Here is a 12530-nt window from a genome sequence, read left to right as displayed (position 1 = left end):
CAAGGATGTGAGATGGAAAGACTGACTTTTAACTGGTATCCCGACTACGAGTCGGAAAAGACCGTGAAGCCTAACGTGACGGTGCTGAATTTCGGTGACGATTACGAACAGCGCCAGGCCAAAGGTCTCAATCGCATTAAAGAAGAGTGGAGCCTGACATTTACGCGCTCTTACGACGTTATTAATGCCGTCGATGACTTTTTGACGGCACGCGCGGCCGTTGAGTCGTTCTACTGGACGAACCCTCGTGGCAAAAAGATGGTTGTGGTGTGCGACAGCCATACTGTGAAGCGTTACCAGGGCTATCTCGTTCTCACTGCGACCTTCCGACAAATTTATGAAGGATAATTCAACCCACTAGATAAGTAAGCACTTATTTACTATTATCTATAGGCGCTGACAGGATGTTGGCGCCTCTTTATTTCAAGGAAGAAACGATGGGTATTAAAGCTGATATTCAGAGCTTGTCGCCCTCCGCGCTCATTGAGCTGTTCGAACTTGATATGTCGAACACCACCTCTGGGGGCAAGCTGTTTTTCCACGCTGGTACAAACGAACTGATGGAGCCAGTCGTTTGGCAAGGCGTGTCCTACGAACCGTGGCCAATCAAGGCGTCAGGCTTTGATAAGACTGGTCAGGGTACTTTGCCGCGTCCAAAAATCCAGGTCTCCAACTTTGCCGGAACTGTCTCCGCTGAAGTTCAGGCAAACGACGATCTGGTTGGCTGTCGCATCATCCGCAAGATGACGCTGGCGCGTTTTCTCGACGCGGCCAACTTCAAAGACGGGAATCCAACCGCAGATCCAAATCAGCACTTCCCGGATGAGATGTGGTTCATCGAACAGAAGACTCTCGAAACCCATGAGGTTGTCGAGTTTGAGCTGTCGAGTGTGTTCGATCTGATGGGCGTGCAGCTGCCGTACCGCCAGATCATCAAAAACACCTGCCCGTGGAAATACCGCGGTCCAGAGTGCGGCTACACCGGCCCCTATTTCGACAAAAACAACCAGCAAACCACCATGTCAGGCGCGGATTACTGCACGAAACGCTACGACTCATGCAACGCACGCCGTAACTACTTTGCCAATGGCGTAATCCACTTTGGCGGGTTCATTGGAGCAACGCGTTATGGGTAATAGAGCTTTCCCTGAGCTTGGTTCGGACGTTATGCAGGAAATCTATCTGACAGCCATCAAACGCTACCCGAACGAAGCGTGTGGCTTTCTGGTACGTACCACTGGCGAGAAATATCGCTTCATGGAAGCCCGGAACGTGTCGGAAAACCCGGAAAACACGTTTGTTATGCACGCTGACGACATTATCGCAGCGGAAGATGCGGGAGACGTGGTTGCCATCTGGCACTCCCACACTGACGAATCAGCTGAAGCGTCAGACGCCGACCGCGCCGGATGCGAGGCAACGGAAGTTCCGTGGCTGATTCTGGCTGTTCGGAAGAACGTCGAGGGCGATGCGCCATTTCACTTCAGTGAGATGAATGTGATCACCCCAGACGGCTTTGAGATGCCTTATCTGGGGCGGCCCTATGTGTTTGGTGTCTTCGACTGCTGGATGCTGTGCCGCGACTACCTGAAGCGTGAGTTCAACGTCGAGTTGAATCCAAACCCGCACCTGCATATTCCATCGTGGTACACGGGCGATACCGACATTCTCGATCAGAACTACCGCAATGAAGGGCTTGTTCGTCTGGCGCCGGGGACGGAACCCCAGCGTGGTGACGTCTTCTTCATTCAGTACGGAAAGATGCCTGACCACTGCGCGGTGTACATCGGAGACGGAATGATCCTGCACCACCAGATCGACCGTCTGAGCTGTCGCGCTTATTACGGTGGCATGTACCAGAAACACACGACGCACCACCTGCGTCACAGAGACTTACTCAAGGGAGATGAAACGTGTCTGAGTTAGTTCATGTGCAACTTGGTGGCCCGATGGCCAGACATTTCGGCCGCCACTGGCATTTAAAAGTGCGCAACACCAAACAGGCGTTGGATTTGGTCGAAGCCAACCGTCCGGGCTTAAAAGCCTGGATGAAACGCAACATGAAGACCTACGACAGTTACCACATCCAGATCACCAATAAGCAGGGGCATAAGTGGTCGGTTGATGAGAGCGAGTTTCAAATGATGGGGCAGTCCGACAACATCGCGAAGATCCGCATCACGCCGGTTCCTCGCGGTAGTGGCGGTAAGGCTTTTGGTTGGTTCCAGACAGTCGTAGGGGCACTCGTCATGGTTGCCTCATTCTGGTTCCCAGCGCTGGCCCCGCTCGGCTTGTCGCTAATGATGGGAGGTATTTCGCAGTTAATTTCGCCCCAGGCGACCAATGACAGCGTAAGGCAGGCAGATAACTCGAACTCGTTTTATTTCGACGGGCCACAAAACACCACTAACCAGGGCAACCCGGTTCAGCTCATTTATGGCGAGGAAATTCTGGTCGGCTCACAGGTTGTGAGTTCTTCGATCACCATCGACCAGCTTTAGTAAGAAGGGAAATTTTTGAACATGGAACAGTTCAAGAAGAAGAGACTGCCTCTCCTGATTGCAGGTGCTGGCGGTAAGAAAAGCAGTGGCTCCAGCCGCACGCCGGTTGAAGCCGACGATACCGTAAACTCGCGTGCTATGGCGTCCATCCTCGACCTGCTCGGGGAGGGTGTCATTGGCGGGCTGGTGGATGGCGCAAAGTCGATCTTCGTTGATGATCTGCCAATCCTTAACGAAGACGGGTCTCCAAACTTTAGCGGTATCACGTGGGACTTCCGCGATGGTTCACAAGACCAGACGCCGATGTCCGGGTTCGATTTCGTTGAAACGCCGAAGTCAGTCAACATCCAGTTGAAAAGAATGCACGACGTTACGATTGCCATCGATAACGATGAGGCAGACCGTGTCCGCGTCATTCTTAAGTTCCCGTCTCTGCGTAGCATCGACAAAAAGACCGGTGATACCAACGGTACGACCGTGAATTACAAATTCCAGATTGCCAATGGCGATAATGCCTTCAAGGACGCCATCGCAGAAGGGGAGAGCACTTCCGAAATTACGCTGACGGCAAAAAAGACGGGCGTCTACTACCGCAGCTATGAGCTAAAACTGCCCAAGCCAGGTCGTGCCTACAAGGTTCGCGTGCTTCGTCTGACCGATGACAGCAACACTCAGTACATCTTTAACGATACGTGGGTGGACTCTATCGGTGAGATTGTTGATACGCCGATGAACTACCCGAACTCCGCGCTGGTTGGTCTCAAGGTCAACTCAGAGCAGTTCGGCAGCTCGATGCCGTCTCGTTCGTATCTGGTGCGTGGCCTTAAGATCCGAGTCCCGTCCAACTACGACGAGCACACAAACACCTATATCGGCGTATGGGATGGCACATTCAAGCTGTTGTCATCTTCCAACCCTGCCTGGATTCTCTTCGACCTGCTTACCAACGCCCGTTATGGCCTGGGGCAGTACGTTTCTGAGTCCATGATTGACCTCGGGCAGATCTACCAGATTGGGCGCTACTGCGACGAAGAGATTGACGATGGTTTCGGTGGCAAAGAGAAGCGCTTCGCTATCAACACCCAGATCACCAGCCGTCAGGATGCGTACCGACTGATTCAGGATATCGCTGGCGCCTTCCGCGGAATGGTCTTCTGGGCTGGCGGCATGGTTAACGTCATGCAGGATAGTCCGTCAGATCCGGTCATGATGTTCACCAACGCGAACGTCAAAGATGGCATGTTCAGTTACAAGGGATCTGCGCGTAAAGACCGTCCGTCAGTGGCTCTTGTGACCTACAACAACAAGGAAGACGGCTACAAGCAGAACATCGAGTACGTCGAAGACCAGGAGGCGATGCGTCGTTATGGCGAGCGCAAAACCGAAGTGGTTGCGTTCGGCTGTACAAGCCGTGGCCAGGCGCATCGTGTCGGTCTGTGGCTGCTGTATACCGCACGCATGGAGTCCGACGTTATCAGCTTTACGGCAGGGCTGGATGCTTCCTTCCTGATGCCGGGCGAAACGGTGCTGATTCAGAACAAATACCGTGCTGGTAAACGCAACTCTGGCCGCATTGTGGCGTTCACAAAGAACAGCATCACTCTCGACGCACCGGTTACGCTGAATAAGGCTGGTAGCTACATCCGGATCTTGAATCAGGAAGGAGAAATCGTTGAGCGCGATATTCTTGAGACCGGGGAAGACATTACCAAAGTAACCTTCTCCAAAGCGCTCAATTCTGGTGATATGCCGGTTATGAATGGCGTCTGGACGATTACCGAGCCAGATCTGGAACCAATGCGCGTGCGTGTTATCAACGTTGCCCAGGGCGAGGCTCAGGGGACGTTTGACGTTACCGTTGTCCAGAATAACGCATCGAAGTACGAAGCCATCGACAACGGCGCGACGCTGATCCCCGAGAACAACACCGTTCTCGACCCGACTTATTCGAAGCCGACCAACCTGCAGGTGACGGAAGGGACGTATATCTCCAGTCCGGGCAACCTCTCAATCAAGCTCGTTGCCACCTGGGAAGGTAAGTCTGCGGAATATTGGATCAGCTGGCGTCGTTCCGATGAGAACAACGTCTCTAACTGGCAGTCCGCACGCGTTACCGAAGAGCAGTTCGAGATCCTCAATATTGCCGAGAATGGCCAATACGACATTCAGCTCTATGCGGTTTCGTTCAGCGGCAAGAAGACGGACATCATCAGTACCGTTTACCAGGTGAAAGGTACGATGACGCCGCCAGGCTCTCCTACCTCTCTGACGGCCGTTGGTGACTACCGCAACGTGATTCTGAATTGGGTCAACCCGGACTCAATCGACCTCGATCACATCAACGTGTACGCCTCCCAGACCAACGATCTGGAAACGGCAAAGTTGATTGCAGAGGCTGCCAGCACCACGTTCACCCATGCCGGTCTTGGGGATAGCGAGACCTGGTACTATTGGGTTCGCGCGGTGAACAAGCGTGGCATGTTAAGCCCGCCGAACTCCAATCTGGGTACGGAAGCGATGACGCGAGACGTCCTCTCATTCCTTACCGGGAAGATCACCTCTTCCGAGCTGGGACAGGAGCTGCTGGAGGAAATCGACTCTAAAGCCTCTCAGGATGCGGTCGACGCCATCAACAAACAGATGGAAGAAAGCCTGAAAGAGCTTGATCAGTCCGTTGCCGATCTGGACAGCAAACTGGAAGACACCAGCGGTCGGCTTGAACAGGCCCAGAACGACCTCAAAAATGAAGTCTCTGGCACGCTGGACAAGGTCAACGACGCGCTGCAACAGGTTGAGGACTCTAATGCGGCTCTGGTTGAGTTGCAGGAGACCGTTTCCGAGCAGGGCAAAGCCGTTGCAGGTGCTGTGGAAGCGGCACACGCTGCGCTCGACAATGCCTCCGCGCTGATTGCTGAAGAGCGTGAAGCCCGTGTCGAAGGCGATAAGGCAAATGCCAAACAGATTGAGGCAATGAAATCCTCCGTCGATGACAGCGTTGCCGCCGTCGAAGAGATGAAAAAGACCGTTGCCGAAGTCGAACGCGCCAGCGCGGAAGTATCGACCAATATCGAGGCTCTGGCTAAAACCAATATTGACCTCGCTCTGCGTCAGGATGAAGACCAGCACAAGCAAATGGTCAATAACGCGAAGATCGCCACCACTCAGAAGACGTTTGCCGACGATATGTCTGCAATGGCCTCAAAAGTGGAAGAGATCCGCGCAGAAATTGGTGAGGACATCCGGGCATCGATTCTGGAAGAGACAACGGCTCGCGTAGAGGCTGATAAGGCTATTGCGACGCATATCTCCAAGCTGGAAGCCCAGCTCAACGACGATATCTCAGCGGCCATTGTTGCTGAACAAGAGGCGCGTGCGACTGCGGACGAAGCGCTTTCTCGTCAGATCACCACGTTGCAGGCGAAAGTTGAAGGGGATATCAGCGCGGCACTCACTGAAGAGCAGATTGCCCGAGCCACAGCGGATGAGGCGCTATCGAAGCAAATCACCCAACTGAAGGCCCAGACTGGTGAGGACATCAAGGCCGCTGTCGACACGGAGACGAAAGCGCGTACAGATGCCGACTCTGCTCTGGCCGGGCAGATCACCAATCTTCAGGCTCAGACCGGCAAAGATATCAACGCTGCTATCACATCCGAAGCCACCGCGCGTGCAAATGCTGACGGTGCTCTCGGTAAGAGAATTGATACAGTTAAGGCTGAAGTTGATGGTAACTCGGCTCTCATCCAGGAGCAGGCGAAGGCCATTGCTGATACCGATAAGAAGGTTTCTGCTGCCTGGACACTGAAGATGGAAACGTCTACCAGTGGCGGCCAGAAGTACGTTGCAGGTATCGCGCTGGGTATCGACAGCACCGGTCTATCGCAGTTTTTGGTTCAGGCAGACTGTTTTGGTCTGGTCAACTCCGTAAACGGGAAGATCACAACGCCGTTTGTCATAGAGAACGGTGTTGCTTATATGAATGGAGCATGGATTAAAGACGGGACGATCAGTAATGCCAAGATTGGCAACGTGATTCAGTCAAATGACTATGTTTCAGGAAGATCCGGATGGAGTATTCGTAAAGATGGAACAGCCGAGTTTTGCAACGGAACATTCAGGGGAAATGTAGATGCTAATTCTGGCACGCTGAACCACGTCACTATCGCTGACACATGTATCATTAATGGCACGCTAAGAGCTGAAAAGATCATAGGCGATGTTGTTAAAGCAGCGGGTAGGGAGTTTCCTCACTTTAAAAACCCGACAACAGGGGAGTATTTATATGCTAACGGAAGTCTGACCGTCACTGTTCATGACGATCAATCTTTTGACCGACAGATAATTATTCCACCCATTTTATTTTCGGGAAGCTCATATGAAAGTAATACGAGTAACGATGTCTGGGATGAATGTACTTTTAAAGTTACTCATAACGGGTCACTGATTTATCAGGCAACAAGTTCAGGGAAGCAGGAATGTTATAATGCGATTTTTGACATGCCTGCAGGTCGTGGTGCCAAAACACTGACATTTACTGCAAGTACAAGAGGAAACAGTGGAGGTTGGCCTCGATCTCGTGTCAGCGACCTATTAGTGATAGTCGTTAAAAAGAGTACTTCAGGTATTGTTATTAGCTAACTCAATGCGTTAATTGTTATTTTATGCAGTGTAGAAATGCGTTTTTATAACAAGTAATATAGGTATGTACTTACTTATGGCGGGCATGGATGCCCGTCCTTTCAAGGAGAGAATATGTGGTACAGGGAAGGTACTATCACATTTACACAGGGAAGTGACGCACTTTCTGGTACTGGCACGTACTGGAATGTGACCGCCAACGGCGTTTTGCCGGGCATGATCGTCATCGGCCCTGACAACAAATTGTACGAAATTAAGCGCGTAATTAGCGACACAAGTCTGATTCTCGCGGAACCGTACACGGGTGAGACCCAGACGGACGTTCCGTGCCGCATCATCACAACCTATGAAGGCGACTTAACGCAGTTCAGCGCACGCTTTACCGCGCTCATGACCCGAATGTCAGCCGACTCGAAGATGATGCGCAGCTGGTTGACGGCAGTTGATGAGGTAACGCTTGAGCGTGAAGACGGTACGGAAGTGACCGTGAAGTCGCTGACGCAGATCGTCGATGAGCACAACGCAAACCAGAAATGGTATACGGATAACGCCGACGCCATTAACGCCGCTGGCGACAAGGCCAGGGAAGCTGCTGCCAGTGCTGCTGCCGCTACAGAAAGCGCCAATACAGCGTCTTCTAAAGCCACCGAAGCAAGCCAGAGTGCCGCGGCCGCGGCTGCATCAGAAGAAGCGGCGGCGGGCCATTCAGCACTTGCGGCAGAAAACGCCAATAAAACTGGTGAAGACAGGCAAGCAGCGGAAACGGCAGCCACCAGCACAAACGCAAGCAAAGAGGCAGCAGAAGCGGCTAAAACTGGCGCGGAAACAGCGCAAGCAGGATCCGAAGCAGCACAAGCAGCGGCAGAAACTGCAAAGGCTGGCGCGGAAACGGCACAGGCTGGTGCTCAGGCGGCGCAAACAGCAGCGGAAACGGCGCAAAGCAAAGCGGAAGTATCAGCGCAAGAGTCAGAACAGCACAAAAACGAATCCGCAAGCAAGGCGGCAGAATCAGCGCTAAGCGCAGGCACTGCCAAAACCGAAAAAGAAGCGGCAGAACTGGCGGCTGACGAGGCTGAACAGCACAAAACAGAGGCAGGACAATTCAAAGATGAATCAAGCCTGTATGCGGATCAGTCATTAGCGTCAAAGGATGAGGCCAAAACATTCAGTGATCAGGCGAAAGCGGCAGCAGAAACAGCGGCAACTGACGCAGCGCAAAAGGCAGCGGATAAAACAACCGAGGCTATTACGGTGACTGTAAATGACAGCGTTCAGAAAGCTGAAACCGCCGCGCAGGAATCAAAGCTACATAAAGAACATTCCAAACAATTCAGGGATGAAGCCAAACAATTCAGAGATGAGGCTGAAAGTTTTGCTGGCTCAATGGTTGTTGGTGACGCTTCATTAACGCAAAAAGGTATTGTGCAACTGTCAAGCGATGACGCGAGCGATAGCGAAACATTGGCAGCCACGCCAGCAGCAGTAAACAAAGTAAGGTTAGCCGCAAACGCAATCAATGATTCACTTAGCGCCGCGCTTGCTGGCAAAGCACCAATTAACAGCCCTGTATTTACGGGAACACCGCTGGCAGAAACGCCGGACGCGGCAACAGGATCCGAGATTGCAAACGCGCGTTTTGTAAGAAACCGGATCGCGGAGTTGCTTGATTCAGCGCCAGCCGCGCTTGATACGTTGAATGAATTAGCGGCTGCATTGGGTAATGATCCTAATTTCGCGGCAACTGTAAACAATAACATTGCCCAAAAATTAGATAAAAACCAGAACGGCGCGGATATTCCAGATAAAGACATGTTTTTGAGGAATATAAAATCACCAAAAGCCTTAGATATTGGCAATATAGGCGGGGGAGGTGAATGGACTACTGCCGAATTTATTTCGTGGCTCGAAAGTGTTGGAGCGTTTAATCATATTTATTGGGTGTGCAAAGGATCATGGAGCTATGCAAATAACAGGGTTATTACAGACACAAACGGCAACGGCAAAATCCCATTAGCCGGATCCGTTATAGAGGTAATGGGTTATCGTAGCGCGATGACTATACGCGTAACTACGCCGACAACCGTTATGGATGGCGTGGCAAATGCGCAATTTACTTATATTAACCACGGGAACGACTATTTACCAGGCTGGCGCAGGGATTACAACACCGCCAATCCACCACCAGCACAAGACCCAATTCCGGTTGGTGTTCCGTTACCGTGGCCCACTAATACACCGCCGAACGGGTACGCATTAATGCAAGGCCAGGCGTTTGATACTGGCGCTTACCCGCAATTAGCCGCCGCCTACCCATCCGGCACACTGCCAGATATGCGCGGAATGGTTATTAAAGGTAAACCGGATAACAGGGATCCGTTGTCATTCGAGGATCAACAGGTGATGTGGCATGGTCACACCGCATCAGTAGCAGCAACCGATCTTGGATCGCCTGGTACAAGCTGGTTCGACTATGGCACGAAAGGTACAGACGCGTTTGACTACGGCGCAAAAGGTAGTGATACACAAGGCAACCACTCACACGGTTTAAGGCGTTCTGGTGGCTCAGGTAGTTCTACGCTCAGAATTGACATTGACGCTAACTACTGGCGTGGAGAGTACAATTGGGATGCAATTTCCGCCGCTGGTGCACACGCGCACAGTACATACATCGGCGCACATAGCCACAGTGTAGGGATTGGCGGTCACTCGCATACAATAGAGTTAGGCGCACATAGTCACGGCGTAACGGTTGACGGCACGGGTGGTGAAAACATCGTCAAAAACCTGGCATTTAACTATATTGTGAGGCTTGCATAATGAACATCGAATTTTCAAGCGAAGAAAGAATAATCAACGTGTTTTTCTTTGATGAATCAAGCGGCATGTTTATTGACTCCGGTCCTGTTCATGTTGCGCCGTTTACCGGATTGCCACCAGGTTGCACGACCATTGAGCCGCCAGAAGAAAAGGAAAACACAGCGCTATGCTATGATCGGACTATCGACAAATGGCACTATGTTGCAGACTACCGAGGAAAAACGGTATGGAACAAGGAAACAGCGCAACCCTTTGTTGTTAACACGCTTGGCGATATACCGGAAGAATTCACAACAATTGAGCCTGATACACCATACGATAAATGGAATGGCGTGATGTGGGTAACTGACAGGGAAGCCGAGAAAAACGCCAAAACGTTCGAGCGTAATGCTAAAAGAGTCGAGTTAATGGAAGAAGCAGAAGCCAGGATCAAGCGGCTGGAACGGGCGAAGAAATACAGCATTGCAACCGAACAAGAGGGAGAATTGTTAGAGCAACTTGAAATATATACTGTAATGCTGGCAAGGGTTGACACAACAAAAGATGATTGCGAATTCCCGCCAGCGCCATAAACTATATCGCGGGGCCATTGCCCCGCTTTTTCTTTGTGTACCAAATGTTGACCAAATACAGGTTTACAAAGAAAAAGTTAACATAAGCAACTAATTTTAAACGATATTATTTTTTATTGTTCTTTTCGGATAATTGCCCGTTCAGTAGGTAGCAGCTTAAATTCATAATCAGCCAATTTCCCGTGCCGCTCATTATCAGCAGGATCGCGGAATATAACCAACTCTTTCCCATAACATACGATTTCCATAGGATGAAAATCCGGTTGCGCCCATTCGCTAGTAGCATGTTTATGTTTGATTAATACCGTTGCGCCCATCGGCGGCAATCCTTCACCGTCCCACAGCGGCTGTATTGGGTTGCACTCGCATTGCGGCTGTTCGCCTTGCTCATTCTCAATGGTGGCGGCGGGTAAGGCTGTCACGGGGAACGTGCCTACATGGACTAAAGTCGGTGCAATTTATGGTGCTCGTGTGTAAGTACTTACCTACCATGTAAGGGTGATTTGTGGTATAAAACAGCCATCCCGATTTGACGATTCATGGAGGAAATAATGTCGAACGAGATGGCAGGCGTAACGCCAGAGCAGGTAGAGCGCATTGCCGCTATCGTTGCGCGCGAAGTTGTCGGCAAATTAGGTAAGGAGCTACGTGAGGAAATTGGCCAGGAGGTCAATGATCAGCTCAGAACCTACTTTGGTGATATGACACCAGCGCAACACAGCATTCAGCACTCCAACCTGGACAAACTACTTAATCGGCTAGACGCCATCTCCAGTGGGTTCTTTGGCGGCATTATCTCAAAGATAACGTCGTTCCTGATTACCGCGCTGCTGCTGGGTCTGGCCGCTTATGGCGTGAAGAATGGACTGCAATAACAGGAGATCAAGGATGAAAACTCCGAGAGGCATTCGTAATAACAACCCTGGCAACCTCGACAAAGGTTCGCCGTGGCAGGGGTTAATTGACAACCCTGCCGAACCGCGTTTCTGCACGTTCAAAGATCCCGTATGGGGCATTCGAGCGCTGGCAGTAACGCTCATTACCTACCACGACAAGCGCCGCGCGAAGGATGGCTCCAGCATCGATACGATCCGCGAAGTCATCGAACGCTGGGCGCCTCCGCATGAAAACAACACCGTAGCTTACGTGAACGAGGTATCTAAAGCCGTTGGCGTGACCCCGGACATGATTATCGATCTGCACGACTACGACACTCTGCGTCCGCTGGTGGAGGCGATTATCCGTCATGAAAATGGCCGTGGCCCGCTCAAAACGCCGAACACCTGGTATGCGGCAGAAGTTATTGAGGAAGGTCTACGTCGCGCTGGTGTCGTTAAGCCGGTGAAAACCGTGAAGGCTGTTCCTGTAACCAAAGAAACTGCCGGTGCGACCGTTACGGCGGGAATTGGTCTGGCACAGCTGGCCGACGTCATGCCACAGGTCTCTGCGGCAATGGACAAGGCGCAGGGACACATCACCAGTGGTGATACGGTTCGGATCATCTTCGGTATCGCGACCATTGTGGTGGCTGGCTTTATCGCCTGGTCACAGGTGCGAAAACACCAGAACGGGATGGTCTGATATGACCGGCAGCCTATTTTCAAAGCTGAAGTTTGCTCTGATGACTCTGGCTGCCGTTCTTTTCGTGCTTGTCGGTGCTTATACGATGGGAGGTCGTGCGGCCCGGCAAGCAATCGAAGAGAGGGCCAGACAGGAGGACAGGAAAAGGCTTCAAAGCACAGTGGACGTCAAAAATGAGACACTTAATGAAGTGCGGCGGAAAGATGCTTCTGCTGTTCATCGCGAGCTGCATGATAAGTGGCTGCGTGATTAAGACACAGACTTCCGGCGTGCTGTTCTGCGATGCAGCAAACCCTATTTATGTCAGTAACGACGACTTTATGACCGAAGAGACGGAACGTGAGATCCTCTTCCATAACACGATGGGAGAGCGGTTATGCAACTGGCAGCCCGGACAAGCAGCGAGTTAGAAAAAGCCCCT

At 51.6% G+C, this 12530-nt stretch carries 13 protein-coding genes; 12 read left to right on the top strand and 1 reads right to left on the bottom strand.

Annotated features, from left to right (window positions below; translation table 11 throughout):
* The first annotated feature begins 12 nt into the window (after positions 1-12).
* From IB222_RS25315 to IB222_RS25285, 7 genes are all read left to right on the top strand, one after another.
* Positions 13-348, top strand: coding sequence for a phage tail protein (locus IB222_RS25315; RefSeq protein ID WP_000440566.1), 336 nt, complete (start codon positions 13-15; stop codon positions 346-348).
* Positions 349-437: 89 nt separating this feature from the next.
* Complete coding sequence (locus IB222_RS25310) at positions 438-1136, top strand: phage minor tail protein L (RefSeq protein WP_016051624.1); 699 nt, start codon at positions 438-440, stop codon at positions 1134-1136.
* Positions 1129-1926 carry a C40 family peptidase gene (locus IB222_RS25305; RefSeq protein ID WP_071692144.1) on the top strand — a complete coding sequence of 266 codons (798 nt, stop codon included), beginning with the start codon at positions 1129-1131 and terminating at the stop codon, positions 1924-1926. The genes IB222_RS25310 and IB222_RS25305 overlap by 8 nt, the downstream gene beginning before the upstream one ends.
* Positions 1914-2501, top strand: coding sequence for a tail assembly protein (locus IB222_RS25300; protein WP_023316017.1), 588 nt, complete (start codon positions 1914-1916; stop codon positions 2499-2501). The genes IB222_RS25305 and IB222_RS25300 overlap by 13 nt, the downstream gene beginning before the upstream one ends.
* 21 nt (positions 2502-2522) lie before the next feature.
* Positions 2523-7139: a phage tail protein gene (locus IB222_RS25295; protein ID WP_188055412.1), complete on the top strand. Its 4617-nt coding sequence runs from the start codon at positions 2523-2525 to the stop codon at positions 7137-7139.
* Between the two features lie 114 nt (positions 7140-7253).
* On the top strand, positions 7254-9956 hold the full coding sequence (locus IB222_RS25290) for a phage tail protein (RefSeq protein WP_188055409.1): 2703 nt from the start codon (positions 7254-7256) through the stop codon (positions 9954-9956).
* Complete coding sequence (locus IB222_RS25285; protein WP_149384943.1) at positions 9956-10528, top strand: tail fiber assembly protein; 573 nt, start codon at positions 9956-9958, stop codon at positions 10526-10528. Before IB222_RS25290 ends, IB222_RS25285 begins: the two co-directional genes overlap by 1 nt.
* 113 nt (positions 10529-10641) lie before the next feature.
* On the opposite strand, the gene IB222_RS25280 is transcribed toward IB222_RS25285, so the two are convergent.
* A complete protein-coding gene (locus IB222_RS25280; protein WP_188055418.1) occupies positions 10642-10950 on the bottom strand; it encodes a hypothetical protein in 309 nt (102 codons plus the stop codon).
* Here IB222_RS25280 and IB222_RS25275 point away from each other — a divergent pair.
* The 5 genes from IB222_RS25275 to IB222_RS25255 all read left to right on the top strand — a co-directional run bounded on the left by IB222_RS25275 (position 10925) and on the right by IB222_RS25255 (position 12519).
* Positions 10925-11005, top strand: coding sequence for a hypothetical protein (locus IB222_RS25275; RefSeq protein WP_223145831.1), 81 nt, complete (start codon positions 10925-10927; stop codon positions 11003-11005). The two genes, IB222_RS25280 and IB222_RS25275, sit on opposite strands and share 26 nt — an antisense overlap.
* A gap of 74 nt (positions 11006-11079) precedes the next feature.
* Positions 11080-11403 (top strand): hypothetical protein, encoded by a 324-nt coding sequence (locus IB222_RS25270; RefSeq protein WP_149384942.1) that lies wholly within the window; start codon positions 11080-11082, stop codon positions 11401-11403.
* 13 nt (positions 11404-11416) lie between these two features.
* Positions 11417-12109 (top strand): membrane protein, encoded by a 693-nt coding sequence (locus IB222_RS25265; protein WP_006812500.1) that lies wholly within the window; start codon positions 11417-11419, stop codon positions 12107-12109.
* A gap of 1 nt (position 12110) precedes the next feature.
* The gene (locus IB222_RS25260; RefSeq protein ID WP_188055407.1) at positions 12111-12362 is read left to right on the top strand and encodes a hypothetical protein; all 252 of its coding nucleotides are present in this window, start codon (positions 12111-12113) and stop codon (positions 12360-12362) included.
* The gene (locus IB222_RS25255; protein WP_348926042.1) at positions 12355-12519 is read left to right on the top strand and encodes a hypothetical protein; all 165 of its coding nucleotides are present in this window, start codon (positions 12355-12357) and stop codon (positions 12517-12519) included. The genes IB222_RS25260 and IB222_RS25255 overlap by 8 nt, the downstream gene beginning before the upstream one ends.
* Positions 12520-12530 lie beyond the last annotated feature (11 nt).

Source organism: Citrobacter sp. C13, from assembly GCF_014596815.2.
In the GTDB taxonomy this organism is placed as follows: Bacteria; Pseudomonadota; Gammaproteobacteria; order Enterobacterales; family Enterobacteriaceae; genus Citrobacter; species Citrobacter portucalensis.
Note: the sequence above shows the minus strand (reverse complement) of the source record. Positions and strands in the feature narration are given on the sequence as shown.